The 25,051-nt window shown below is 67.9% G+C and carries 25 protein-coding genes and 1 CRISPR repeat array; of the genes, 5 read left to right on the top strand and 20 right to left on the bottom strand.

Going from position 1 to position 25,051, the window contains the following annotated elements; all coding sequences use genetic code 11:
- Positions 1 to 47 precede the first annotated feature (47 nt).
- Both DAERI_RS10795 and DAERI_RS10790 read right to left on the bottom strand, forming a co-directional pair.
- On the bottom strand, positions 48 to 1,403 hold the full coding sequence (locus tag DAERI_RS10795; protein WP_103129441.1) for a fibronectin type III domain-containing protein: 1,356 nt from the start codon (positions 1,401 to 1,403) through the stop codon (positions 48 to 50).
- Positions 1,404 to 1,429: 26 nt separating this feature from the next.
- Positions 1,430 to 2,797 (bottom strand): hypothetical protein, encoded by a 1,368-nt coding sequence (locus tag DAERI_RS10790; protein ID WP_103129440.1) that lies wholly within the window; start codon positions 2,795 to 2,797, stop codon positions 1,430 to 1,432.
- 175 nt (positions 2,798 to 2,972) lie between these two features.
- On the opposite strand from DAERI_RS10790, the gene DAERI_RS10785 reads away from it, so the two are divergent.
- Both DAERI_RS10785 and DAERI_RS10780 read left to right on the top strand, forming a co-directional pair.
- Positions 2,973 to 3,431: a GNAT family N-acetyltransferase gene (locus DAERI_RS10785; protein ID WP_103129439.1), complete on the top strand. Its 459-nt coding sequence runs from the start codon at positions 2,973 to 2,975 to the stop codon at positions 3,429 to 3,431.
- Positions 3,432 to 3,496: 65 nt separating this feature from the next.
- Entirely contained in the window at positions 3,497 to 4,084 is a 588-nt protein-coding gene (locus DAERI_RS10780) for a hypothetical protein (RefSeq protein WP_103129438.1), read from the top strand.
- Between the two features lie 128 nt (positions 4,085 to 4,212).
- Here the strand turns inward: DAERI_RS10780 and DAERI_RS10775 are convergent, their stop codons facing one another.
- The 10 genes from DAERI_RS10775 to DAERI_RS10730 all read right to left on the bottom strand — a co-directional run bounded on the left by DAERI_RS10775 (position 4,213) and on the right by DAERI_RS10730 (position 12,949).
- Entirely contained in the window at positions 4,213 to 4,935 is a 723-nt protein-coding gene (locus DAERI_RS10775; RefSeq protein ID WP_103129437.1) for a carboxypeptidase regulatory-like domain-containing protein, read from the bottom strand.
- A gap of 185 nt (positions 4,936 to 5,120) precedes the next feature.
- A complete protein-coding gene (locus tag DAERI_RS10770) occupies positions 5,121 to 5,702 on the bottom strand; it encodes a hypothetical protein (RefSeq protein WP_133162011.1) in 582 nt (193 codons plus the stop codon).
- A gap of 190 nt (positions 5,703 to 5,892) precedes the next feature.
- On the bottom strand, positions 5,893 to 6,798 hold the full coding sequence (locus tag DAERI_RS10765) for a hypothetical protein (RefSeq protein ID WP_103129435.1): 906 nt from the start codon (positions 6,796 to 6,798) through the stop codon (positions 5,893 to 5,895).
- A 97-nt stretch (positions 6,799 to 6,895) separates the two neighbouring features.
- The gene (locus DAERI_RS22400) at positions 6,896 to 7,060 is read right to left on the bottom strand and encodes a hypothetical protein (protein WP_165794160.1); all 165 of its coding nucleotides are present in this window, start codon (positions 7,058 to 7,060) and stop codon (positions 6,896 to 6,898) included.
- Entirely contained in the window at positions 7,057 to 7,617 is a 561-nt protein-coding gene (locus tag DAERI_RS10760; protein WP_103129434.1) for a carboxypeptidase-like regulatory domain-containing protein, read from the bottom strand. The genes DAERI_RS22400 and DAERI_RS10760 overlap by 4 nt, the downstream gene beginning before the upstream one ends.
- Positions 7,618 to 7,723: 106 nt before the next feature.
- Positions 7,724 to 8,326, bottom strand: a complete 603-nt coding sequence (locus DAERI_RS10755; RefSeq protein ID WP_103129433.1) for a hypothetical protein — start codon at positions 8,324 to 8,326, stop codon at positions 7,724 to 7,726.
- An 89-nt stretch (positions 8,327 to 8,415) separates the two neighbouring features.
- Complete coding sequence (locus DAERI_RS10750; RefSeq protein WP_103129432.1) at positions 8,416 to 8,646, bottom strand: hypothetical protein; 231 nt, start codon at positions 8,644 to 8,646, stop codon at positions 8,416 to 8,418.
- A 123-nt stretch (positions 8,647 to 8,769) separates the two neighbouring features.
- Positions 8,770 to 10,647, bottom strand: coding sequence for an AfsR/SARP family transcriptional regulator (locus DAERI_RS23085; RefSeq protein WP_103129431.1), 1,878 nt, complete (start codon positions 10,645 to 10,647; stop codon positions 8,770 to 8,772).
- 466 nt (positions 10,648 to 11,113) lie between these two features.
- Positions 11,114 to 11,707 carry a DedA family protein gene (locus DAERI_RS10735; RefSeq protein WP_103129429.1) on the bottom strand — a complete coding sequence of 198 codons (594 nt, stop codon included), beginning with the start codon at positions 11,705 to 11,707 and terminating at the stop codon, positions 11,114 to 11,116.
- A gap of 72 nt (positions 11,708 to 11,779) precedes the next feature.
- A complete protein-coding gene (locus DAERI_RS10730; RefSeq protein ID WP_201262731.1) occupies positions 11,780 to 12,949 on the bottom strand; it encodes a hypothetical protein in 1,170 nt (389 codons plus the stop codon).
- Between the two features lie 120 nt (positions 12,950 to 13,069).
- Here DAERI_RS10730 and DAERI_RS10725 point away from each other — a divergent pair, with 120 nt between their 5' ends.
- Positions 13,070 to 14,017 (top strand): LysR family transcriptional regulator, encoded by a 948-nt coding sequence (locus DAERI_RS10725; protein WP_103129428.1) that lies wholly within the window; start codon positions 13,070 to 13,072, stop codon positions 14,015 to 14,017.
- 132 nt (positions 14,018 to 14,149) lie between these two features.
- A CRISPR array of direct repeats spans positions 14,150 to 15,024; the repeat unit is 37 nt; unit sequence CTTTCAGTCCCCTATCGCTCGGGGAAATCATTGAAAC.
- Between the two features lie 268 nt (positions 15,025 to 15,292).
- On the opposite strand, the gene cas4 is transcribed toward DAERI_RS10725, so the two are convergent.
- From cas4 to DAERI_RS10705, 4 genes are read right to left on the bottom strand one after another with little or no spacing between them, the layout of a single operon-like run.
- On the bottom strand, positions 15,293 to 15,877 hold the full coding sequence (gene cas4, locus DAERI_RS10720; RefSeq protein WP_103129427.1) for a CRISPR-associated protein Cas4: 585 nt from the start codon (positions 15,875 to 15,877) through the stop codon (positions 15,293 to 15,295).
- Positions 15,870 to 16,163: a CRISPR-associated endonuclease Cas2 gene (gene cas2 / locus DAERI_RS10715; RefSeq protein WP_103129426.1), complete on the bottom strand. Its 294-nt coding sequence runs from the start codon at positions 16,161 to 16,163 to the stop codon at positions 15,870 to 15,872. Before cas2 ends, cas4 begins: the two co-directional genes overlap by 8 nt.
- A 3-nt stretch (positions 16,164 to 16,166) precedes the next feature.
- Positions 16,167 to 17,177, bottom strand: a complete 1,011-nt coding sequence (gene cas1 / locus DAERI_RS10710; RefSeq protein ID WP_103129425.1) for a CRISPR-associated endonuclease Cas1 — start codon at positions 17,175 to 17,177, stop codon at positions 16,167 to 16,169.
- Positions 17,178 to 17,202: 25 nt separating this feature from the next.
- Positions 17,203 to 17,937 (bottom strand): hypothetical protein, encoded by a 735-nt coding sequence (locus DAERI_RS10705; protein ID WP_133162010.1) that lies wholly within the window; start codon positions 17,935 to 17,937, stop codon positions 17,203 to 17,205.
- Between the two features lie 75 nt (positions 17,938 to 18,012).
- On the opposite strand from DAERI_RS10705, the gene DAERI_RS10700 reads away from it, so the two are divergent.
- Both DAERI_RS10700 and DAERI_RS10695 read left to right on the top strand, forming a co-directional pair.
- Positions 18,013 to 18,255, top strand: a complete 243-nt coding sequence (locus DAERI_RS10700; protein WP_133162009.1) for a hypothetical protein — start codon at positions 18,013 to 18,015, stop codon at positions 18,253 to 18,255.
- Positions 18,252 to 18,587 (top strand): type II toxin-antitoxin system PemK/MazF family toxin, encoded by a 336-nt coding sequence (locus DAERI_RS10695; protein WP_103129422.1) that lies wholly within the window; start codon positions 18,252 to 18,254, stop codon positions 18,585 to 18,587. Before DAERI_RS10700 ends, DAERI_RS10695 begins: the two co-directional genes overlap by 4 nt.
- Position 18,588: 1 nt before the next feature.
- Here DAERI_RS10695 and DAERI_RS10690 read toward each other — a convergent pair whose 3' ends face one another.
- From DAERI_RS10690 to cas3, 4 genes are read right to left on the bottom strand one after another with little or no spacing between them, the layout of a single operon-like run.
- On the bottom strand, positions 18,589 to 19,272 hold the full coding sequence (locus tag DAERI_RS10690) for a hypothetical protein (RefSeq protein WP_103129421.1): 684 nt from the start codon (positions 19,270 to 19,272) through the stop codon (positions 18,589 to 18,591).
- The gene (locus DAERI_RS10685; RefSeq protein WP_103129420.1) at positions 19,269 to 20,198 is read right to left on the bottom strand and encodes a DevR family CRISPR-associated autoregulator; all 930 of its coding nucleotides are present in this window, start codon (positions 20,196 to 20,198) and stop codon (positions 19,269 to 19,271) included. Before DAERI_RS10685 ends, DAERI_RS10690 begins: the two co-directional genes overlap by 4 nt.
- Positions 20,195 to 21,901: a hypothetical protein gene (locus DAERI_RS10680; protein ID WP_235610342.1), complete on the bottom strand. Its 1,707-nt coding sequence runs from the start codon at positions 21,899 to 21,901 to the stop codon at positions 20,195 to 20,197. The genes DAERI_RS10685 and DAERI_RS10680 overlap by 4 nt, the downstream gene beginning before the upstream one ends.
- Complete coding sequence (cas3, locus tag DAERI_RS10675; RefSeq protein WP_103129419.1) at positions 21,898 to 24,432, bottom strand: CRISPR-associated helicase Cas3'; 2,535 nt, start codon at positions 24,430 to 24,432, stop codon at positions 21,898 to 21,900. Before cas3 ends, DAERI_RS10680 begins: the two co-directional genes overlap by 4 nt.
- Between the last annotated feature and the right edge of the window lie 619 nt (positions 24,433 to 25,051).

Here is a 25,051-nt window from a genome sequence, read left to right as displayed (position 1 = left end):
GCGGGAGGCCCAGCTCCCGCGCCCGCCTGTCCGCCGGCTCAAGGCGTTCAGTAATGGAGCAATTTCTGTAGTACCGTCACCGCGTCGCCCTGCGCCAGGTGCCCCAGGCTGAAGGCGCCGAGGACCGCCCTGGAGGTCGAGGTGGCCCCGATGTTCGCCTTGCCCGCCGCCACGACGTTCGTGCCCTCGCGCAGCAGAGCCTGGGCGCCCGCGCCGGGTTGCAGGAAGCCGCGCACGGAGCTCGCCACGTTCACCGTGATCCCGCCCATGACCGTGTTCGCCTCGCCCGTCAGGGTGAACGCCGCCGAACCGGGGAAGGCCACCTTGTCGATGCCCAGCAGACCCGTCACGAGGGGCTGGTACGCCGTTCCCGGGGCGGCCAGCGTCCCGCCGTTCGTCGCCCCGTCGCGCACGAAGCCGGGCGAGAGCAGGATCAGCTTGCGGTTCGCCGTGTTCAGGAACGCGGCCAGCTCGGCGCGGTCGGTGTCGGTGATGGGATGGACGATGGTGCCCCCCGTGTACCAAATCACGCCGCTGTAGCGCGACAGTTCCTGCGCACTCGGGCCGTTCGGCTCGTCCTTGTCCTGGCCGCTGCCGCTGTAGGGCACCACCTTGACCTCGAAGGTCTTGCCGGACGCCTGCATCGCGGCCCGCGAGAACGTGTCGGCATTCGAGTCCGGCTTGTTCGGGTCGTTCGCGGGCCAGTTGTTCGAGGAGCGGTCGTCGTCCACGAGGAGCCACCGCTCGACGTTGACGATGATCTGGGCAGTTTTCTCGACCGCGCCGTTCTTGCCGCGCACGGTGACGGTGTGGGGCCCGACGGCAACATCCGCCCCGACGCTGAGGGTGAGCGTCGTGCCGTTCGCCCCGCCGAAAGTACCCGCGATCTTGCCCGCGCCACTCCCCACGTCCGGCCCTTCCAGCGACAGGGCGACGGTGCCCTCGGGATTCTGCGGGCGGGTGATGGTTAGGTCCACCGTCCCGCTCTTCCCGCTCTGGATCGTGACTGAGCGCGGCGCGCTCAGGGTGAAATCGGGGTCGCCGGGCGCGGGGGTGGTGACGGTGCGCTCGACGCCCGAGCTGGACCCGGCGGAGTTCACGGCCTTCAGGCGGTAGGTGTACGAGGTGTTCGGCGTGAGGGCCGTGTCCGTGTACGTGTTCGCGCCCAGGTTCGCGGCGACCGTCGCGTAGGCCCCGCCGTTCGTCTTGCGCTCCAGGGTGAAGTTGCTGGCGCCCGACACGGCACTCCAGTTCAGCAGGGCCGTGGTGCTGTTCGTGGCCGTCGCGGTGAAGGTTGCGGGATTGTCGGGCAGGGTGGCCGGGGCGGGGGAACCCCCTCCGCAACTGGCGAGCGAGAGGGTCACGAGCAGCAGGCCGAGGGTCATCTTCGTCGTCTTGTTCATAGTCTTGTCTCCTTGAGGTTCGGGGTTCACTTCTCGTGGCTGAATGCCCAGGTCCAGCGGTTCTCGCCCAGGCTGTACTCGCCCGCGAGGCTTCGGCCATCCGCCGAGACGTTCCAGGTCCGGTCGGCGGGGATGGTCAGCCAGCCGCCGATGCCCACGACGGTCGAGTAGGAGAGGGACCGGTCCGGGCAGGTCACGGAGACGGTCGCCTGGCCGCTCGTTCCCCCCGACCCGCTGTAGGTGATGGGGCTCGTGCCCGTATCCAGGGTGAGCTGGCCGTCCTCCGGGGCGATGGGCAGCGTGACGGGACCGGCGCTGTAGGTGCAGCCCCCCACCGTGTCCGACAGGCTCCAGGTCACCGTGCCGTTCTCGACGTGGTAGGTGCAGAGGTCCGGCTGCGCGGGGTCGAGGGGGTCGCGCACGAAGCCCACCTTCGCCTTCATCGTCTCGTGCAGGCCGTTCACGAGCATGGTCGCCGTCGTGGTGCCCGCCCAGCGGTCAGGGGCGTTCTCCTGGGTGCAGGGCGGCTGCTCGTCGTCCCTCACGGTGATGGTGGAGACGAGCGTGACGGCGCTCGCGCCCTTGCCCCAGTTCACGGTGACGGCGACGGGGTTCGGGGTGGGCACCGAGAGCGGCGCGAGGTACTGGCCGCGCGCCTCGGTCCCGTCGATCTTCTTGACGGTCCCGATCTCGAAGGTCCCGCCCGGGTGACCGTTCACGGCCCAGCCATTCGCCAGCGGTCCCAGCCGCGACGGCCTGCACGTGTCCACCAGGGGCGCGAGCATCAGGTCGAGCGGTGTGTTCGGGTCGTACGCCGTGTCGTCCACGCAGAGGTTCACGGCGAGTCCAACGCTGCCGCCCGTCTCCACGGTGGCCGATTCCGGCGACAGGCGGATGGCCTCCGCCCACGCGAAGTCCCCGAAGCCGCGCAGGTTCATCTTGAGGGTGTGCGCCGCGCGGTCCTGCACCGTGCCCAGGTTCGCCTGCCATGTGCCGTTCCCGTCCCGCACGGCGAGCACGGACCCCACCGAGGGGGTCTCGGCGGCGAGCCCCGCTGTTCCGTAATTCAGGCTGAGTTCCGCCGGCTTGGCGAGGGTCACATCCGTTGGGGACAGGCGATAGGCGAGCCGCGCGTGCGGCGCCGTGGCCGTGATGGGCTGGACCGAGAGGGTGGTGTCCTTGCCCAGCGCCCCCGCCGGAATCGTCACCCGCACCCGCCCGTCGGCGGAGGTGAGCGTCCCGCCGCCCGGTCCCACCACCGCACTGCCGGACTGTCCGCCGGGGGTGCCGCCGCCCGTGTCCGGTGTTCCCGGAGCGCCCCCGCCGCAGCTCATGAGCGAGAGGGTCAGGAGCCCCAACCCCAGCGCGCCTTTCAGGTTCGTCGTTCTCGTCATCGTTCCTCCTTCGTTCGGAGGACACCGTAGGGAAGGGTGGGTGGCTGGCGGATGGCACCGGGTGAGGTGCTGCCCGGTGGCGTTCCACCCCTGACCCGGGTGAAGCAGGGCAGAGCCTGGCGGAGGATGATCGATTGTCACCCGCTCGCCATTCCTGGTTCCCTATGCTCGTCCCATGACTCAGCACCTCTCCCTGCGGGAAGCCACCCCCGCCGATCTCCCCTTCATGCTCAGCCTGGCCCCCCGCCTCACGGTCACGGCCCCAGCGTGGCGTGACCGGGACGCGCTCACGGCGGACTACGAGGACCTGTTCACCGGCGCGCTCCACGAGCCGGAGGAGGGCTCAGCCGTCCTCATCGCGCAGGACGGGGAGGGCCGCCCGCTGGGCTTCACCCTGCTGTACTGGAACCCGAAAGAGAGGAGCGCCTTCGTCAAGGATCTGGCGGTGACTGGGGAGGCGGAGGGCCAGGGCGTCGGCACCTTTCTAATGGAGGCCATCGTGGCCTGGGCCAGGGCGAGGGGTGCGGCTGAAATCATGCTGAAGACGTCCTGGGACAACACCCGGGCACGGGCCTTCTACGAGCGCGCCGGGTTCCGGGAAGACCACGTGGCCCTGGTGCGGCGCCTGGAATGAGCGGCCAGACGCTCTCCCAGGGTGGTGCCACGCGCCAATCATCCCGGGCCGGGCAGGTTGATCCCATGACCCTGAACCCCGACCGGCTCCCCGTGCCCGACTCGCTCACCAGGCCTCTCTTCACGCTGCGTCGCCAGCGACCGGAGGACAACGCCCTCGACTACGAGGCGGTCATGGACTCGAAAGAGGAGCTGCGCGTCTGGAGCGATTCCGAGTGGCCCGAGGACAGCTTCACCGCCGAGGCCAACCTCGAAGACCTTCACATGCACATCGGCGAACACGACCGGGACAAGGCCTACGGCTTCAGCATTTTCACGCCGGACGAGCGGACCCTGCTGGGCTCGCTCTACCTCAGCGAGGTGGCCCCCTTTCTCGACAACTACGACGCGAGCCCCGACCAGCGTGAGGCTCTCGCGCGGGCCGATGTGCGGGTGGAATACTGGCTGCGCCGGGGCACGGACCCCGAGTTCGAGCGGCAATTTCTGGAGGCCGTGCGCCGCTGGCTGGCCGAGGCGTGGTGGTTTGGGAGCGTCGTGTACGGCTCCCGGCGCGGAGCCGAGACTCAACGGTCGGCCTACGAGGCCGTCGGGCTGCGGGAGGTCGTGCGCCTGACCTCGAAAGACGGGGCGCGGCGCTTCCACTTCCACGGCTGAGGGGGCAGCCCAGCTAACGGGCGGTGGGAACACCCGGCGCTCCACCAGCAACATCACCAAAGGCACGGGGGAGGCGAGGACGCTTCCCCCGTGCCCTCCGTGTTGGAGTCGGTGCCGCCTGGCCCGTCCTACTTCTGCGGCGTGCGGGAGGACAGTTCCATTCGAATCCCGTACAGGGTTTCGCGGAACGTGCCCACGGTCGAGGCGCCGTAGTCGTCCTGCCCCTCGGCCCGCACCTCCAGCGCCTCACGCCTGCCGTCCGGCGCGTGTGTGGCGGTAACCCGGTAGCGGCCCACGGGCACGTCCCCGATGGTGCTGCCGGTGACCCTGCGGGTGAAGGGCTTCCCCGTACTGCCGTCGATGAGGGGGCCGACGGGAGTGAAGGTGAATTCGAGCGTGTTCATGTCCACCTTCTCGTCGCCGGAGTAGACGTTGACCTTCTGGCCGAGCACGCCGTCCCCGTACTTGCCCTGGAGGCGCCACACGAAGTTCCGCACTGCCCCGACCTGTGCCTGGAAAGCGGAGTCGTCGTCGGGGTAGACCGTGAACTTGAAGACCTGATCGCCCCACGGGCGCTGGATCGACGCATAGGGTCGCCAGGTGCCGATGGCGTGGGGCAGTTCCAGGCGGTAGCGTCCCTGGGCGTCCGTCTTTCCGACCACGTTCATGTCGTAGTACACGGTGTTGTCAGCGACGACCTCGACTCCTGCCAGTGGCTGGCCCGCCGCGTTTCGCACCACTCCTGTCATGACCCAGGGGGTGGGCTTTGCCGGGGCGGACCCGACCGCGCAGGCAGGGGCGACGAGCGAGAGGGCGAGGAGGGTCAGGGCGGACAGGCGGGCGTGCTTCATCAGGCTTTCCTTTCGCGCTGCGTCGTGCGGCTTGAATGCGCTGACCCTACGCCGGGGTGAGTGGCTGGCAGATGGCAGAGGGGCGGCTCGGGGCCCACGGGCTGATCTCATCCATCCCCCGAGAGGTACATCAAGGAGGGCGGGGGGCTCATCCGCGCCTCCCCGCCCTTCCCGTAGGTTCTGTTTCAGGCGGCGGCCAGGATCGTCTGCCGCTCCTCGCGGGGGCGCGCGGCCACCAGGCTGAGCCCGAGCAGGAACCAGCCGATGGCCGTGTGCCAGCCGAACTCGGCGATGGGCATGTCCTGCAACCGGGCAAAGGCCATGTAGGCGAAGCCCACCGGCAGCGAGATGCCGCAGAACAGGGGCGCGAGGCGGTGGGGCAGCGGCAGCTGGCGGGCGAACAGCACGGCCACGCTCACCACGAAGGTGAGGACCATGCTCAGCGGCCAGGCGAGGTCCGTCACCATGTACAGCGGGCTCCCCATGTCGAAGTGCAGAATGTCGAGGGGACTCTGCAGGATCGCCAGGAAGATCGTGACCAGCGGCAGGGTGACGATGAACCGCCCGAGCTTGCCGCGCCCGGTGGCGTGCAGCCGCTTCAGGCCCAGCATCGCGCACCACCAGCCGACCGCGAAGGCCATGTAGAGCAGGTTGCCCAGCAGGTCGTTCTCGCCGTTGAGGGTGCGCTGCATCCCGTGGCGAAAGCCGTCGATGAGCATGGTGGGCGCGCAGAGCATGGTGAGAAGGCCGAGGGTGCGGACATTCATGGTGTTCTCCTTGGGGCTGGTCGGCCGGGTGGCCTGAGAAACGGGGCCGTTCATCTCATACGGATTCCGCTTCATTCCGTATCATCCGGGACGGCACCGGATGCTCCTCCACTGCGCGGAACCCGTATCTTTTCCTGCTCGCTCCGCTCGGAAAATTTCCGTAAGGGTACGGAAATTCTCGGAATACGTATCACTTGACCGAAACGAGATCGAGGTGCGTGTCGTCGTTGGGGGGGCGGACGCTGGGCCGGGCGCCGGGGGCGTCCGTGGTGCTGTACACGTCCACGAGGTCGCCGCTGTCCACCACGCCGTTGCCGTTGTTGTCCTGCACGGCGCTCAGCACATAGGGGCGGTCCTCCAAGGCCGGGAAGGCGAAGGTGCCGCCACCCTGCACCGGCTGAATCTTGGTGGCCGGGCTCTGACAGGTGGGGTCCTCGGCGTAGCAGGCGACCACCAGGGTGCCTGCCACGCTGCGGCCCTCGGGCGCCGTCACGGTGCCGCGAATGCCAATCTTGGGATACGTCTTGCCGGGCCGGTCGGTGCGGTAGAAGGCATCCGGGGCGCCCGAACCGTCCTGAAGCTGAGTGAACAGGGCTTCCTTCCCGTAGTTATCCACGCTCAGCGCCCAGCGGCGCACCGAGGGGGTGACGGGGGCATGCTTGACGGGGCCGCCGCAGACCGTGGACTGCACGTCGCCCTCGGTGGGCGTGAAGGTCATCTTGTCGCCACCAAAGGTCACCCGGCCCGTCTCTGTGCTCAAGATCTTGCTCTGGCACGAGCCGCTCCCCACCGCCAGCAGGCCGGTGTACGAGTACGTGCCGTCCGCGCGCAGCTTGAGGATGAAGCTGCTGCCGGTCGCACCCTGCCACGCGCCGCTGCTCGGGTCGTAGTAGCCGATGGGTGAGGCCTCGCCCGCCTGCCAGTCGCCCTGGAGGTCGGTGGGCACGGACGAATAACCGGTCCCGGTGCCCCCGCCGCTGGTCGGGGGCGGGGTGCCCGTGCCCCCGTCCGAGGACGGAGGGGTCCCGCCCCCACAGGCGGCGAGCAGAGCAGTGAGCAGGAGGGCGGCGAGGGTCAGAGGGGCTTTCGTCTTCATGGTGGTCTCCTAGGTGTCCTCGCTCTCGGCGAGCGTGACGCCACGGTAGACAAGGGGGGATGGCTGGCGAGTGGCAGGAGCCAGCACCGCGCTCCCCTCAGGGCGCCTTGGCGGTGAATTCCATCGTGGTGCCGGAGGAGGACTTCTCGAAGTCGGCGGTCGCCGAGGGGGCGTAGCTCCCGCCCTGCCCCACGCTCACCAGCACAGGCAGCGGCGTCTGGCCCGCCCGCAGCAGCCGGGCCGTCGCCCGGTACCGGCTCACCGGCACGTCCTCAATGCGTCCGCCCTCCACAGTGCGGGTGATGGGTTTGCCAGGGCTGCCCTCCACCAGGGACCGTCGGGCGTCAGGGTCACCTCAACCTTCTGGTTGTAGGCGACGCCCTCGCCGCTGTACACGAGCACCTTCTCCCCCAGGTACCCGTTCCCGTCCGGCAGCTCGCCGCTCAGCCTCCACACGAAGTTCCAAATGACTCCCTCAGCAGTGGCAAAGGCCTTGTTATTGTCGTCGCACAGCCGGAACTCATAGGTCACACTGTGGTAATTGCGGTTCACATACGCGCCCGGCGCCCAAGTGCCGATCTCGTTCTTCGGCAGCTTGACCGTGGAGCGGCCCTTGGCGTCCGTGTACCCGGTGGCGTTCATGTTGTGGTACAGCGTGTTGTCGGCAAAGATCCGGGCGCCCTCGACCGGCTGGCCTGACGAGTTCACGACCACGCCGGTCATCGTGTAGGGGGTGGGCTTGCGCGTGTCCGCCTGGCCGACGCCGAGCGCGAGCAGGCTGGCGAGCATGAGGGCGCCCGCGGCCTTGGTCCTGTCCACGGTGTGCCCCAGCGTCCTTGAACGCTGGGGCACACCGCAGGAGGGAGAGAGGATGGCGGGCCGATGGCGCCGGGACTGGGCCTGTGTTCCGCACGCGCCGGAGCCGCTACGGCGCGGGGAAGGGCACCTTTCCCCAGGAGACGGGGTGGGGATGGGCGCGCAGCACCTCGTGGGTCCCGTCCCCGGTCAGGCGGCAGGCCCGCACGGCGGCGACGCCCTCAAACCCGCCCCGCGCGAGGAACTCGACCTCCAGCCGGTCGAAGAAGCTGGCGAGATTGAGGCGGCGAGCCAGGCCGGGGTGGGGTGCCCCCTCGTCCGACAGGAAGATGTACACGGTGCCCACGGGCCACGAGAGGAGTTCCGCGCCCAGGCGGGCCGAATCCACCTCCCGCACCCGGGGCTGCCCCAGGTCCATGCCGAGGCGGCGCTCCAGCTCGGCCTCACTCCACTCGCGGAAGGGCAGGGGCGGGCCGCCCGCGCCGCCCTCGTCGAGGACCCCGGGGGTGCCGCGCCACTCCCCCTCCCCCTCCCGCAGGATCAGGTGGGCCCCCAGCAGGTCCGCGCTGTCCTGCACGGCCAGGCCGAGCGCGCCGCGCGCCCTTAGCGCCCGCAGGTCGGCGAAGCGCGCGTCGCAGCGGGCAAACTGCTCAGCGGTGAGGTCCAGGGTGAACTGCGGGGGGTGCGGGGCATACAGCACGCGAAAGGACATGCAGCCTCCCGGAGGGGATGAGGGGGATGGTTGAGCCCAGCATAGGACAGGCGCGGGCCGATGGCGCGGCGCGGCAGCACGGCCTCTGCTCACGGCGCCCCCCCTCTCCCCTCCCCCACCCCCGCAGGTTGACCGTTCTGGAGGTGCTGACCCAGAAAGTGGAGGAGCGCGCCGGGCGTGGCGAAGTACCGCCGCTGCGGGTCAGCGTGCAGCAGGATGGAGGCGCGCCACACGGGCCGCGCCCCGTCGAGTTCGTACCAGACGCGCAGCAGGTAGAGCTGATGCTCGGCCGGGCAAAGGACGTGGCCGTCTTCGTTCATGTCGTGGACCTCCCGACGCCGCCCTCCGGCGACGTGCGGTGAGGGTACGGCCCCCCGCGTGATTGCAGCCTGACTGCGCGGGCCACCCCTCCCCCTCAGGCGGGCGGCGCGGCGCGGTCAGGCTTAATTGAACATGCGGCGCAGGTCGGCGGTGTACCTCGCCAGCTCCTGGGGGGCGGCGAAGGTCTCGGCCGCCCGCAGGCGGACCTCCAGCACCTCGGGCTCGTAGGGGATGATCCGCAGGTACTGGTTGGCGAGCAGCACCACCCGGCGGCAGTCGCCCGCCGCCTGGTAGCGGTCGATCTGGCGGCGCAGCTCGAAGGTGAGGGACAGCAGGGCCTCGTCGCGCAACTGCGCCGCCCACTCGCTCTCCTCCAGCTCGGGCAGGAAGGGGCCGCGGTAGAGCGCCAGCGCGCGGGCCACCTCGCCGCCCGAGAGGGCCTCGCGCAGGTGCAGCAGGTCCAGGTCCACATGCACGTCGCGGCCCAGCGAGTAGCGCGGCGCCTGGTGCGGCCCCTTGAAGCGCACGATCTGCGGCCCCAGCCGGTCGCGCAGCTCCTTGAGGCACTGGCGCATGTACGCCGCCCCGCTCTTGGCGTCCTTTTCCGGGAAGAGGTCGAGCTGCATCTCCGCCCGCGTGCGCCCCGGCCTCAGGGCGATATACACGAGGAGCGGCACGGTGCCCGCGTAGGTGAATTTGATCTCCTGGCCGTCCTGGCGAACCGACGTGCGGCCCAGCGTCGTGACCTGCACGGAGACCACGCCGTCCTCGGGGAGCCGGGGCGCCCCGGCCAGGTTGGCGAGGTTGTCCAGCAGCGGCTCCATGTAGGGCGCGATCTCGGGCTCCAGCACCGCGTAGTGCAGCAGTTCGCGCAACTCCTCCAGGTCAGGGCGGAACTCGCTGAGCTGGCGCAGCCGCAGCATGTTCGTCAGCGCCTCCTTGAGCAGGGCGGCCGTCACCTCCTCCTGCCGCAGTTGCAGGGTCGCCGCCGCCTGGTGAAGCTGCACGCGCACGAGTTCGGGGATATTGCCCGCCTCCCGCAGCATCTGCGCCGCGCGCTCCAGGTCCGTCGCCGCGCCCCCAGGGTCACCCCGGCGCCGGGCCAGCACGCCGCTCGTCGCCCACAGCTCGGCGGGCCACTCGGCGGGCGGGCGCTCGAAGCCCAGCAGGGTGTACAGCGCCCGGCTGTGCTGCCCGGTCAGGCTCTGGTGTTCGGCCAGCCGCGAGATCGCCCAGACCCGCAGGTTGTGGTCCTGCAACCCCTCCGCCCGCAGCCGCAGGTCCTCGAGCAGGGAAAGGTAGCCGGAGTAGTCACCGCTCAGGCGCAGGAGTTCGGCCTCCGCACCGAGCAACAATACGCGCAACCGGGGGGAATCCGCCTGGGCGAGGGTTTGTTTGGCCGACTGCAAGGTCTCGCGGGCCTGGGCGAATTCCCCTTGCGCGACCTGGAGTTCCAGCAGCGCCTTGAGCGCACTCAGGCGCGGCGCGGGATCAGGGAGAACGGGGAGGATCTCCACCGCCTCGGAGAGCAACAGCCGGGCACGACGGTGATTGCCGAGTGCCATGTGCATCTGCGCCAGTGAAACCGTGATGCGAGCGGTCGATTCCTCGTTCCCCATGGCTACGTAGCCGTGCCACGCCCGCTCCACGCGCCTGAGGCCCTCCTGCGTCTGTCCGGCCTGGAACTCCGCCACGCCCCACCACCGCAGGCAGCGCAGTTGTAATTCCCCTGTCAGATTGGGGGCAATAGCTTGCAGGTGCGTGGCCGCCTCGTCAAAACGGCCCAGGAGCCGCAGCGCATTGCCGAGTTCCACCTGCCCCTCGGGCTCGCCGAGCAGGCTGGCCTTGGTCAGGGCCAGCTCCGCTTCCTCCAGCCGTCCGCAGTAGAGCAGGGACATCCCGAGGAGCGCATGCTCGCGCGCCGTACTGGCGTTTCCCGCCAGAGCCGTGACGACGGCCCCGAATTGCCCGGCCTCGAATTGCCCCTCAATATCGTTCACGAACGGTCCCCCAATCCTTATACGTCTCGGCCTTTATGTTAGCGATATGAAAGTTAACGCGGGACGCAAAGTAGGCACGGTGCTGTTGGTGGTCCTCCTAGGGGTACTTACGGGGGCACAGGCTGGCGGGGCCAAGGATTACGGTCAACGTGGCGTGACCCAGCCCGACAATCTGGTACAACCCCTGGCTGGCCCCAAGGATTTCGGTCAGCGTGGAGTGATTCAACCTGATGGTGGCGCCAAGGAATTTGGGGACAGGTAACGGTGACTCGCCCTCACGCTCCAAGGCCAAAGGATAAGCTTCCCCTTCCGGCGCAGCCCCTTCAGCTTCCTACACGGCCGAATCTGCCAGTCATCATGGGTGGCCCACTGGACTTCGGCCAGCGTTGAAGCTGCCCAACCTTCAAACCTCCCGGACCGCGTGAGCCGGGAGGTTTGCTTTTGACCCAACGGGAACTCGGCCCAACTACGACCGCCCGGCCCGCAGCTTCCGCACCTCCAGCACCACGGGAATCAGGCTCAGGACCACGGCGGCGCCGACCACGAGCAGGATGTAGCGGTCGAGGTTGGGGATCAGCCCGCCCAGCCAGTAACCCAGCACGGGGACACTGACGGCCCACAGCAGCCCGCCGACAATGTTGTACGTCAGGAAGCGGGGGTAGGGCATCTGGCCCACGCCCGCCATCGGCGGGGCAACGGTCCGCACGACCGGCACGAAGCGCGCCAGGATCAGCGACAAGCCCCCGTACCGCGCGAAAAATTCCTGGGTGCGCGTGACGTACTCCGGGCGAAAGAGGCGGCTGTCCTGCCGCCGGAACAGGCCGGGGCCGTAGCGGTGGCCGATGAGGTAGCCGACGCTCGCCCCGATGATCGCGCCCAGCGCCACGGCAATCACGATGCCCGGCAGGTGCAGGCTGCCGTGCCGCGCCAGCAGGCCCGCCGTGATCAGCAGGCTGTCTCCCGGCAGAAAAAAGCCCAGCAGCAGCCCCGTCTCTGCGAAGACGATGGCGAAGATCCCCAGGTAGGACGCGCTGAGCAGCACTTGGGTGAGGTCGAGCATGGGAACAGGGTAGAGGGCTTTGGGCCGGGGGAAGTCAACCTATAGGGGGAAGGTGGGGGTGCCCCCGCCACCTCACGGGGTCAGGCGCCGCAGTTCCACCCTGTACACGCCGTCCACGTCCTCGCGCCAGGCCAGGACGATCCTGCCCGAGGTCTCCACGGTGACCGACGGCGAGCGGGCGTCACGCCGGGCGTCCGCATTGAAGACCCCGAAGTCCCGCCACGCCGAGCCGTTCCAGCGGGCGAGCCGGACCTGGCCCACCCCTCCCCGCTCCTCCACCCAGGCGAGCACGGCGTTTCCCCCCCGGTCCAGCGTGAGCGACGGGGAGGAGGCGAGGCCCGAACTCACCGCCCCACCCAGCGGCACCCAGCGCGCTCCCGTCCAGCGGGAGGCGAACAGCGTGTCCTGCCCATTCACGTCCTCCAGCCAGGCGACGATGGGCCGGGCCTGAGTGTCGAGGGCGAGGCGCGTCGAGGCGACGTAGGTATTCGGGCGGCGGCCCAGCGGCCCGCCGAGCGGTTCCCAGGCCGCGCCATTCCAGCGCGCCGCGAGGACATTGCTCGCCAGCACCTCGCCCTGGAGCCACGCGACCGTGGGCCGCCCCGCCGGGTCGAGGGCCAGGGCGGGCGCGCGCGAGAAGGCGCGGAGGTCGTTGAAGGCCGGGCCACGCCCCCAACTCTGCCCGTTCCACCTCCGCACGGTGAGGCGGCTGCCGGGCGGGTCCCGCAGCGTCTCCCCCCAGGCGAGGACGGGTTCGCCGCCGCGGGCGGCCAGGGCACGGGTGCGGGCCGCGTAGGTCACGTCCTCGCCCAGATACCGCGTGCCCCAGTCGGTCCACGCGCCGCCCTTCCAGGCGCGGAACTCGACCACGTTGTTGTCGCCGTAGTTCTCGTTCCAGGCCAGCACGGGCGTGCCCCGCTCGTCGAGGGCGAGATTCAGGTCGGCCAGCGGGCGCGGCTGGCGGTAGTTCAGCACGCGGCCGAGTTGTCGCCAGGTTCCGTTCGTGAGGCGCCAGGCCGTCAGGAGGCGGCCGGTAAAGGTGCCCCGCCCGCTGCTGTAGCGGCCCTCGTCCGCGATGACGGCGAGGACGAGCGACCCGTCCGGCGCGGCGGCGAGTTGCAGCTCACGCACGGGGCGGGCGGCGAGGGGTGGAGGGGCGAGGGCGGTGGGGCTGGACGAGCCGCCCGCGTGGGCGAGGCCGAGGAGGGCGAGGAGGCCGGGAATGAGATGGGCTGGGCGCATGCGTCCTTTCCTGGGATTGATGAAGTGTGCCCCCGATTATCCGGGTCCGCCCGCCATGGGACAACGCGGCGGGCCGATGCTGCCGGGGCCTTCCACCGAAGTTCTCGATAGACTGCGGCGGTGAAGCCCCCAGGAAAGCCCGACCTGCCGCCGCTGACGGCCACGCAGCTCTCGGCCCTGATCGGCGTGGCGGAGGCGGGCAGCTTCGGGGAGGCGGCGCTGCGGCTGGGGGTGGCGCAGTCTACGGTGAGCCACGCGGTGCGCGCGGCGGAGGACGCCCTGGGGCTGTGCCTCTTCGAGCGGGGACGGCATGGCGCCCGGCTCACGCCCGGGGGTGAGCGTGTCCTGGAACACGCACGCCACGCCTTCCACGCCCTGCAAGCGATGGCGCTGGCGGCGCGGGGCTCCTCCGCCCTGAGCGGCACCCTGCACGTCGCCTCGTGCCGGAGTGTTCTGCGCCACTTCGTCACCCCGGCCCTGCGCCGTTTCGGGGAGCTGTACCCGGGCGTGGGGGTGGCCGTCCACGACACGAGCGGTGAGCACGACGACATCGAGCGGATGGTCGCGGGGGGCGAGGCGCACCTGGGGCTGGGGCGGCTGCCCATGCGGGCGGGCCTGGTGACGGGGCCCCTCTTCGCGGACGAGTACCTGATCGTCCGGGCGGCGGACGCGCCCCCCCTGCGGGGCTGGGAGGACCTGCACCGCGCCGCCTACATCGTGTGCGACGAGGACTGCGCCCCGCACCTGGCCGCCCATATCGCCCACTGCTCGCGCCCCCCACAACCCGCCGTGCGGCTGCGCGACCCCGCCGTGGCCCTGGGCATGGTCGCCGAGGGGCACGGGTTCACCATCCTCTCGCGCCTCGTGGTGACGCCGCTGCCTCCGGGCGTCCGCGTCCAGCCCCTCCCCACGCCGCTGTGGCGCACCATCGGAGCCGTCATGACGCCGGGGGGGGCGGCCCACCCGCTGGTGGAGGCGTTTCGGCGTGTGGCCCTGTCACCGGTGGTCCTGCGGACACATGCGGGGGAGGCGGCGGCGCTGCTGCGCTTCCCGAACGCGGAAGGCTGAGCCCCCAACGAGAACTGCACCCACGGGTCGCGCCCCTCCCAATCGCGGTCCAGAGAGTGGCGCACGTCAGGAATGAGCGGTCACCTCCGTTGAAACGACGCGGACACGCCCGTTTCACCCGCCACAAACGCCCTTTTGATCCCCTATCGCTTGGGGAAGTCGTTGAAACGCTGCCGAACTGCAACGCATCCTGATCGGCGAGAAAAACTTTCAGTCCCCTAACGTTCGGGGAAGTCGTTGAAACCCCCCGCCCCGCCGCGCGGACACCCCACCGCGCACCGTGCCGTGTGCCGTTCGGTCGTCCCGCTATTTCAGTCCCCTATCGCTCGGGGAAATCATTGAAACCTCGTCACGTTGTTCGCCGCACGCGTCACCCCGGGCTTTCAGTCCCCTATCGCTCGGGGAAATCATTGAAACATGCTGGGGCGCGGACGCCACGGTGGTGAGGGTCGCCTTTCAGTCCCCTATCGCTCGGGGAAATCATTGAAACCTCGAGGTCGAGCTGCGAGATGAGCAGGGTGCGCCACTTTCAGTCCCCTATCGCTCGGGGAAATCATTGAAAACCGGCCAGCACCACGGCGCCGCGCTCGGTCTCGGCGACTTTCAGTCCCCTATCGCTCGGGGAAATCATTGAAACCCACTCCTCTCCCCCCTGCCTGAGTCTACCCATGTTACCTTTCAGTCCCCTATCGCTCGGGGAAATCATTGAAACGAGCTGGTGTTTCGTCTCGCCCAGCCGGGGGGCCGGCTTTCAGTCCCCTATCGCTCGGGGAAATCATTGAAACACTGGTGGTGGTTGGGCGGGATGCGCGACTTCCACCACTTTCAGTCCCCTATCGCTCGGGGAAATCATTGAAACACGCCGTGTTCGGCGGCGAGGTCGAGGACGAGCAGAACTTTCAGTCCCCTATCGCTCGGGGAAATCATTGAAACACGACCAGGTCGTTCCCCGCTCCCGCTGGAAGCGGGCCTTTCAGTCCCCTATCGCTCGGGGAAATCATTGAAACGGCTTATTTCGCGAGGCTGGGCCGTTTGTCATCTCTGTTGTCATGGGGCGCGCGGCGCGGTGGCTGCGGCATTTAGCATAGTTCATCGGGCGGCTTCGCAAACCGCGACCCCCGGCCGTGGTCCTCGCCATTTGCGGGCCGCTCCCCACGCTGTTTCCACCTCCGGGCGGCGCCCCCACGTCAGCCACCGCCCGCAAGTTGCCCGAACGCGCGTCCTGCACGGCTCGCAGATGACCGCTGCCCGGAAGCAGGCCAGCCTCTTGCGGCGTCACAGCGTATCCCCGCAGAAGTTTCGCAGCTCGCATTCCAGGCACTTGGTCGCCTGAGGGGTGGGCGGCGGGCAGCGTTCGGCCAGGATGAAGCCGCGCAATGTCTCGATGGCGGCCCGCGTGCGGTTTCGCAGCCGGGTGTCGAAGGGGATGGTGTGGGTCTGGCGGGTGCGGCTGCTGTGCCAGTAGCCGTGGGGGCAGCTCAGGTGCAGTTCGGCCTCGACCAGCAGGGCGTAGGCGCACAGTTGCAGCTTGTGGCCGGGGTCGGGCGGGCGCGAGGTGTGCTTGAACTCGACCGGAAAGGCGAGCGTGCCGTCCACGATCAGCAGGTCCAGCTCGCCGGTCAGGCCGAGCGCGGGGCTGGTGAGCCGCAGGTCGTAGCGGCGTTCGCCCTCGGCCAGGTCGTAACGGGAAAGGGTGCGCCGCCGTTCCCGGAGCAGTTCGGTCTGATGCTTCTCGCGCCCGTGGGTCATCAGCACGGTTTCGCGCCGCCGGACGGGCGTGCAGCGTTCGAAGAAGACCACGCGGGGGCAGTAGTGGTGCTGCCGCAGTTCGGTGGGCGTGATGAGCAGCGGCTCAGGCATCTTCCGCCTCCTGGTGGAGGATGGTGGCGTCATCGATCTGCCACTGTTCGAGTTGGAGGACGGCGATCAGGCCGGGGCTGTCCCCCAGAGCCTTTTCCAGCCGCGTTTCCAGTTCGCGGCGGGCCGCGCCCGTCAACCGCCCGTGGTAGGCGCTGTACTGCCAGCGGGCCAGGCCGTAATCCTTGCAGGCGTTCATCACCTTCGCGCGGCGTTTGTCGTCCTGCACGTCGTACAGCACCAGGGTGGGCTGTCCGGCCTTGCGGGGGTCTTGCAGCAGTCTCGGCACGGCTCACCAACTCGCGACGTACACGGGATAGTCGCCCTCCCCGCGCAGGAAGCCCGCGAGGCGGCGGGCCTGCATCACCATGATGTTCTGGAGACGGAAGCGTTTGCCGCCCACCACGTCGCGGGTGTCGAGACGGTCATTCACGGCGGTCGCGATCCGCCGGCGCGTCTCCGGGGTCAGCTTGCCGTGTTCGTCGGTCTCGGGCCGCCAGCCACGGCCCAGCAGGGCGAGGACGGGCCGGTCCACGCAGGCGGCGCGAAAACCCTCCACGAAGTCCAGCACCAGGCTGGGTTTGCCGGGCCGGTCGGTGTGCAGGAAGCCCGCGAAGGGTTCCAGGCCCGCCGTCGCCAGCACCCCCGCCACCCGCGCGTAGAGGATGCCGTAGCCGTAGTTCAGCGTCATGTTCGTGGGGTCGGTCGCCCCGCGCCCCAGGCGGCCCGGAAAGGCGAGGTCGGCGGGCAGCAGCGCCGCCACCGCGCCCCAGTACATCACGCCGCCGCGCCCCTCGATCCCCAGCAGCACATCGCGCAGGTCGTCAATGCACCCGCCCTGCCGCGCGTCCAGCTCGGCCTCCAGCGCGCTCAGGCCGGGGAGGGCACGCTGGATCGCCTCGTACGCGGCGGGATCGGCCTCCTTGCGGTACTTGCCGAAGTACTTGAGCAGGCTGGCCTGGTTCCGCAGCCGGGCGCGGATGGCATGCCGGGCGACCTCCACGCCCGCCGGGGTGAGGTAGGCCCCCATCTGGGCGCGGCGGGTGCTGACGGTGCCCACCAGGAACGGGCTGCTGAACTTGGCGTAGGGGGCGCCCAGCCCGTCCACCAGGTCGATCTGCACGCCGAATTTCGCGCAGGCGCGGATGGCCTCGGCGCTGAGGGTGCAGGCGGTGGTCGTCACCGTGACGGTCTCCAGGTCGCGCAGGGCCACCTCCCGCGTCTCCTGCCCCGGGTGCCGCAGTTGCAGCCGCTCGCTCCGCAGGGCCAGGAAGGTGCCCCGCTCCGAGATGATGAGGTTCATGCGGGCAGGGTGACATGGGGAAGCGTCATCCAGTGACGCTCTGAAACCTGGGCCTGTCCCCCTTCCAGACCTGGAGATCGCTGTTCTTCTCTGCCAGCACCTTCAGGGCCTGTTCGGCCCGCTTCCTGACCCGGGCTCCCCCCGTTCCCGGGTTATGCCAGTAGGCCCAGGCCAGCGGCATCAGGCCCCTGACCAGGGCGATCACACCGGCCGGAAGCTGCTCCGCGAGGTCGCAAACGGCGTAGAAACCCGCCGGGGCCTCATAGACGCGGCGAAACTCCACCCCGTCCCCACGCACCCGCACCAGCGGCCCCTTGACCTGAAGGTCGTACACCCGGCGGGGCCGGTCTTCCAGGCTGCGGTAGCGGGACAGGGCAGGCCAGTGGGCGCGGTTTTCCGCCGAGGTGACCTTCACCAGTTCCAGCTCGATTCCCCGCGCCCCGGCCAGGGCCAGAATGCGCTCGCCCAGGCCCAGGAAGGCGGCCCCCTGCCCATGCTGCCCGGTGAGCGCGTGGATCACGAACGCGCTGTCCACATGGAGCCGCAGCGGCAGGTGGGCGGGCGCGTGCAGCACGGCGAGTTCCGCGGCCAGCAGCTCCGCCTCGGCCACCGAGGTCACCGGCGCCTCCTGCACGACGCTCTTCCCAGGCAACACCGCCGCGAGAACCGCGTGGCGGGCGTAAGGCTGCATACTCGCGTCGCTGTACGCCCAGCTCACGTACGGCTCGTCGGGCATCGGGAGTGGCGGGGCTCCAGTCATGGGACCAGCGTGACATGAGGAGGCGTCACCGGATGACGCACCATCAGCACACGTATGGTGTGCAAGACTTTGTGCATGAGTCAAGCCCACCGTAAGCACGTCGTGTTTGACCCCCAGGTCATCTCCTTTCTGGAGCACTATCAACAACGCCACAACCTGCCGTCATTCAGCGCCGCGGTCGAGGCCGCCGCTCACGCTTTGCGGCGGCAGGAACTGAGGGCCGAATACGAACAATTCGCCCGCGACTACGCCCAGGACCGGGAGGCCCAGACCGAAGCCGAAGCGTGGCTGGGTCTCCCCATGCAGGAGCAGGAATGAGGCGTGGCGATGTCTACCAGGTCAACTTTGAACCCAGCGTTCCCGGTGAGCCTGCCCGTACCCGGCCCGCCGTCCTTCTAACCAACGATATCGCCAACGACACCCTGCCCCACCTGGTCGTCGCGCCGGTGACCAGCAACGTCAGTCGGGAATATCCATTCGACGTCATGCTGCCCGCCGGGAGCTGCGGCCTCCTGGAAGCCAGCCGTGTCCAACTGAACTACATTCGTGGTCTGAACCGCACCCGTTTCGGCCGTTACCTCGGCAGCTTGACTGCGGCCCAGATGGCGGAACTGGACAGGAGGCTGAAGGTGCATCTGGGCCTGGGGTAAGTCACCCTGTGCGCTGATAGAGCGTGGACCTCTTGCTGGAGCGCACCAACCGGTAAGGCACCAGGGCTGAAACCACCATGCGGTCAGGCTTCTCTGCCGTGAAGGTGCTGAGCTTGTCCCAGGTCATCTTTGGGCCGTAATCGTCCAGATAGTGCATCACGGCCCCGCTGAGGGTGGTGCGCGGGTCGCCCGTATGGGTAACAAAGGTAGCGTCCAGTTCGGAGAGTTCCGCGCTGTCCAGCCACTGAATGAAGCCGCCCCGTTTGCCCAGCATGTTCAGCCGCATCAGGAGTTCAGAGAGAAGTTGCCGCTGGTCGACTTTCAAACCGGAGACCTCGAACGCCAGGCGCAACTCGCCGCGAAACTGGATGTATTCCCGGAAAGCCACCGTCGGCTTGAAGGGATTGCCCGGCTCGGCATTCTTGGGTGGGCGCTGCACTTTCACAAAGGCATTCGTCACACAGGCCCACCGCGGCGGGCTGCTCCGCACAGCGAGACGCCGCAGCCAGCCGAAGACCTCCTGAGCGAAGGCCACCCCCTGCCAGTTCACGGCCACGTCGATCAGGGCCGTCTTGACCGCGTAGGGACTCGGCACCAGCAGGGATTTCCCAGCGGCACTCGTCGCCTGCGAGTCTTTGAGGCTGAAGAGGGCCGTCGGCTCGTACGTCGCCACCAGCCAGGTCATGACGGCAGGGTTCGGCTCATCGCCTCGGCAAAGGCGCCCAGGGAGTCGAAGTTCTGTACGCCGATGGGTCGGCCGCTCATTCTGGAAAGCGCCCCCGCGATCTGCTCCACCTGCGCCTCGAACTCGGGGTTCAGGGCGCTGACGGTCGGCGCGGGCACGCTGTGGTCGCTGGTCGTGATGACGCCCCGGAAGTCGGTCAGGTGCGGACTCTGGGTGTTCCGCATCGCGCCGCCGGGATGGAGGAAGGTCTGCGTCAGCGCCCGCAGCACGGCGGTCAGACGCCTATGCCGCTCGGCCTCGTCGATGGCGTACTCGCGCGTGATGTCGTTCAGGCCGATGCGGTGCGCCTCCAGGTGGGCGACCAGCGCGTACTGACCGCTGGATGCGGGCCGGTGGAAGATGGCCTGCCCCCGGTTGCTGCCGTCGTCCGAACCCGTCTTGCCCCGCCCCTGCGGATCGTATTTGACGTGGAAATAGCTGCCCGTCTTGACCTTCTCCGGCACGCCCGGCACCCAGGAGAACTCCACCACGCTCTTGCGCCCCAGGCTGCGGTTACCCTGCGTGATGAGGATACCGGCCACGTCATCCAGCGCACAGGCATTCGGCAGCAGATCAAGGACTTCGGCGTTGCTCTTCCCCTTGGTGGCCTGCTCGAAGTCGGAGGCGGCGTTCAACCGGTTCGCATTCAGCGTGCGACAGCCCGCGCACAGCGTCAGCCCCATTTCCTGCACGACGGCGTGGAAATGCTCCGCGAAGATGTGCTTGAACATGTCGCCGGACACAGCATTAACGGGATGCAGTTCACCATCCGCCGTCACCACATCCACCATGCGGGTCTGGATGTGATTGCCCTCGCCACCCTCGTTGTTGAGCGAGTGCAGGTTCAGGGTGGCGAGGCCGGAGATGGACAGGGTACGCAGGGTCATTCTTGTTCCTCCACATTGGGTTCAGGCTGGGTGGTGGCTTCGGGTTCGGGCGTCTCTTCTCTGGGCTCCTTGGCGTAGCCGTAGGCGATCAGCAGCATCGCCACCATCTGCGGGTCGTGTTCGTCCAGCAGCCTGCCGATTTCCAGCAGGTCCTCGGTGGTCACGGGAGCGCGGCCACGCTTGCCCCGGTCGGCAGCACGGAGGTTCTCGGTCATGTATTCGGCCACGAAGTCCGCGAGGGCGGCCATGAACTTCGGCTTGGTCACGGCGCTGCGCTTGAGTTCCTGCGCCAGACCGTAATGCACGTCGTAGGTCCGGTCGCCGCTGAGTTTGCGGGTGTAGAGCGCGGTGCGGGTCGCCCGCCGGATCGCCCCGGCCACGCTCTGAAAACCGCTGTTCGTGATGATGCTGGTGATGTCGTTTCTCTCCATGTTGTTCAGGACCCTCCCCAGGTTTTCCGTGGTCATCCAGAGCGCGTACTTGCCCCTGTCGGCCAGCCGCAGCGCGTGCGGCCCGTAGTCCGACAGGAACTCCAGAAAAGCCCGCACGTCCTGACCACTCAGGAAGTCGCGGTATTTCTCCAGCAGGTTGCGCTCCTCCGAATGGCTCTCATCCAGATTGCGGATGACTTGCCGGTGCTCCTTCAGCACGTCCAGCCAGAGTTGCCGCTTCTTTTCGGCCTCGTCGCCGTCGAGCCGCACCCAGGCGGGCAGGGCGATGAAGGAGATGTTCGTCACGCCCTTCGCGCTGCCGAGGTTCTGGAAGTAGGCGATCTGGAAACCGGACAGAGCTTCCATGGGAGTGAGCCAGTCCGCTTCCTGAGACTCGTGGTACTTCAACAGTGTCTCTGTCAGGATCAACGCCGCGAGGATGTCCACCTGAATAGCTCCGCCGCCCATGAAGTCCCGGCGAAAGGCATTCATTACCTGCCGCAATGTCTCCAGCTCAATGTCGGTGGGCTGGACCACCAGCACCTTGAGGTCTTTGCTCCCTCTCGGCGTCACGGCCACGGCGCCCACAAACCAGCCCGTGTACTTCAGGGCTTCCAGCACCAGCGGCGCTTTCGCCTGATTCATCCCGATGCTGTTGGCCTTGGGCGAGTTCATGCCTTTGCCGGTCATGGGGTTGAAGATCTGAACGATGGAAACTTCGTTGGCCTTGTTACCCTTGAGCCGTTTTTTCAGGCCAGCCTCGGCTTTTTCCAGGGGTAAACCATCACTGCTGAAGACTTCCAGCGCAATTCCGATATGTTCTCCAAAGCGTTGTGAAGCGAGTTCCCGGTGGGCGGCGGCGTAACCGCTGGTATCCAGGGGTTTGAGCATGTCCACCAGACTGGAATAGAGCGAATAGTCGGGGCGCGGGAGGTGGATTCCTTCCGGCATGTCGTCGAGAGAAGCTCTCTTGTTGTTCTCGCGCCACTTGAAAAAACGCTGACGATGATCCTTCGCGCCCTCGTAATCAAATGCGTCGGGCGGCGCGTTCCCGTCCCTATCCGTTTTAATGTAGTCGTAGAGCGTGGGCGGAGTCCCATTTGGAAGAGTGATGGGTTGAGCAACTTCCAACGTGAAGGCGTCCTGCGCGGCGTTCAGCCGTACGACAACTTCGCCCTGTTCACTGAGCGCCTCAAGCAGCCGCCCCAGCCCCAGCGCCTGCAAGGTATCGGCATAGGTTCCCTGCGCGCGCGGCACCGTATATGTCGTCAAAGTGTTTCCTCCTTCCAGCGAACGTCTTCAAAGGATCTCGTATCCCCCAGGCGTAAAGCGCGGGAAGTTAGGGTATAGATCATCCAGGCAAGCGGGTCTGACGGTGACAGCGGCAGGGGCTTTATGACAGAGGAGACGCCTCCCTTCTGAACCTTCGCCAGGGCAGCGGCATCCAGTTCGGCATCGGCAACCTGTTTGAAAACCCGCCGAATCTCCAGCCACGCGCCGTCATCCAGCCGCCAGGCATCTGTCTCCCCCGTGGCGCTTGCGGAATGATGACGGCTTACGGCTCCGCAGATACCCAACATGACACTTCGGGCCTTCCGGTCATCCCCGATGCTGGTTCTCAACACCTGACCAAATGCGGAGACGAGGACCGCCGCCGACTCCCCCGCGTGCGGCGGGCGCGGTCCCATGCGCTTGTTGCGCTCCTTGTCGTAGGCGGGGTGGTAATCAGTGTGGGCGCAGTATTCGCCCTTAGCCTGCGCTTTTGCCCCGTGCCGCGCCGCTTCCTCCACGCCATTCCACAGCAGGCGGCCCGCGTATTCCTGCACCTGCTCGGCCTGCCAGCGGCGTGTCCAGTCCTGCCAGCCCACAGACAGCTTGCCGATGTCGTGCCCGGCAATCGCCGCCTTCAGGGCCAGTTCCATCGTCCCGGCGGGCAGACCGAACTTCTGGTCCACCTTCGGGCAGACGCGCCACACGTCGGCGGCGTGCTTCCTGGAAGCCTTCAACACGCGGTCTATGTGTTCCTCGTAGGTTTCGTAGGTGTACCAGTAATCGGGCCGCTCACCAGAGGGGCGGCGCGCGTGGACCGGCGGGAAGTCCGCGACACCGAGTTGCCCGCCTTCGGGGGTGGTCCAGCGAAAGCCCTCCTGCCGGTTGTAGAAGACGAAGGTGGGATTGACCTGGACCAGCGGCTCGTTCCTGAGCTGTTCGGCTGTATTGACGGGAAGCCACTCCAGGCGCGTCGGCTGGCGGCTGTCCCCGCCCTGGCCCTTCCGGCGCTCCGGTTCCACTTCGCGGGGAACCCTAGCGAGCCAGTTCACTTCGTGGTCAAAGTTCAGCCCCAATGCCTCACGGTTCGCCTCCAGCGCGGCGAAATTAACCCAGGTCACGCCGATACGTTCATGGCGGTTCACCTCGTCCCAGGTGGACAGGTCGGTTTCCGGCGGCACGATCAGCAGGCTGACGTTCTGGATGTCGCGGATGAGTTCGGGCCGCATGGCCCGGTCGCCCAGGAAGGCCGACTTCATCCTGTCGCTGTGGGTGGTCTGGCGGGTGGCGAGATATCCCTCCCAGTTCTTCCGGTCGCCCGCCGTATGCACCGCGTCGATCAGCCGATCCTCGGCCTCGGGGTGGACGGGTGAGGGCAGTTCGGCCAGCGCCTCCCAGGTGGCCCGGATCACGTCCTCCTGCCCCTTGTACGGCAACACGTCCCACTCGCCCTTCTCCGTGAGCGGCAGGGCGTACACGCTGACCACACCGCGCTCTCCCGCGTACCTCGCATTCCGGCCGGCCCGTTGAAGCAGGGCGTTCGCGGGGCAGACTTCGGTATGCAGTTCCTCGGAGCTGATGTCGATGCCGACTTCGACCGCCTGCGACGCGACCAGGATGACCTTTTCCTGCGACTCCCTGCCCAGCAGCGTTTTCAGGCGCTGCTCGTGGGCGCCCCGGTGCGTGGGGAAGAAGCGCGAGTGCAGCAGGGCGAGGGTCACCCCCTGCAAGTTGGGATGCCCCTCGCGCTGAAGCCGCTGCAAATCGGCGTACAGCGTCTGCACGCGGTCCACGGTGTTGGCGATGGCGATGCTGCGCCGCCCGTGCGCCTCGGCCACGGCCTGCGCCGTCAGCGGGGCCTCCACCTGACGGAACTGGCGGGTCTTCTGCTGGCTGGTCATCACGTCCAATTCCGCCTGGCTCGGCGTGATGAACTCAGCCCCCACCGCCTCGGCCAGCTCCCGTGTGAGGTCCCCAGACATGGTGGCCGTCATGAACAGGAAAGGCGTGACGCCCGACAGTGCGCGCGCCATCTCCAGGGCGGTGCGGAAGGCCCGCTGCGGATCAAAGAGGTGGAACTCGTCCAGCACGACGTAACTCGCCACCACGCCGCCCGCACCGATGTTGCGGCTGCGCTGGCTCTGCGAGTACGGCACATGCAGGTAATTGCTGAGCAGTTGGTCGACGGTCGTGATGATGATGTCGCCCTCCAGCAGCGGCGATTGCGGGTCCTCGCCGGTGTGAAGGCGGATATCCAGCCCCAGCGCGGCCTTCTTGTTGACTTCGCCCATACGCTCATACAGGTCCTGCGCCAGCGTCCGCATCGGGGAGGCGAAGATGCAGCGGAGGGGAAAGTCCCGGCGCTCCTCCTGCCGGGCCAGCAGGAAAGGACCGAGGGCCGCCTCCGTCTTCCCTGACCCCGTTGGAGCGCGGAGGATGACGTTCCGGCCGCTCAGAAGCGTCTCCCCGACACGCTGCTGGTAGGGGTAGGGGTTCAGGCCGAAAAGACTTCGCAGGGCGGAAGAGGTGTCCACGGAGTGACCTTGGCAGAGAGAGGCGTCATTGGGTGACGGCAGAAAAACAGGCAAGCCCGTCGGTGCTGCAAAGTCTGTTTCAGTCCCCTATCGCTCGGGGCGGCTGATACAGCAATGGTCGGGATTGCCTGACGAGTTGACTCTAGGGCATAGGCACAGAAGTTTCAACCACCCAGACTATGTAATACCGAATGGCTGCCCAAGCGTGAGCCGACCTACAGACGTGCGGAGCCTCCGCATCGTACAAAGTCGGAACCAGCGTGGTTAACGAAGCTCCGCCCGCTGGAATTCCATCGGACGGAGGCTCGGCTGCACGGAGTGCAACAGGTTGGGGAACCCGAGCGTATCTCGTGCATTCTGAGCCTCAATAGGAGGCGCGTCACGTATGTCTTCTTAGGTGTGTTCGCTCCAGCTCATACGCTCAGCCTGCATACTCGATCCAGCACATTAGGCTGAGCTAGTCTTCGCGCCCCAGTTAGCCTGGGGCGTCTTTTTCGTCCCCCAGGCGGACAACCTCTACGACGCTCACCTGCAAACCCTGCAAAGGGAGGAGGAAGACCGTGGCTAAGAAGTGGAGCACCCTCCGCAGCACCCTGTCCCCCGAGGCCCAGGCCCGCGC

The organism is Deinococcus aerius, assembly GCF_002897375.1.
In the GTDB taxonomy this organism is placed as follows: Bacteria; Deinococcota; Deinococci; order Deinococcales; family Deinococcaceae; genus Deinococcus; species Deinococcus aerius.
Note: the sequence above shows the minus strand (reverse complement) of the source record. Positions and strands in the feature narration are given on the sequence as shown.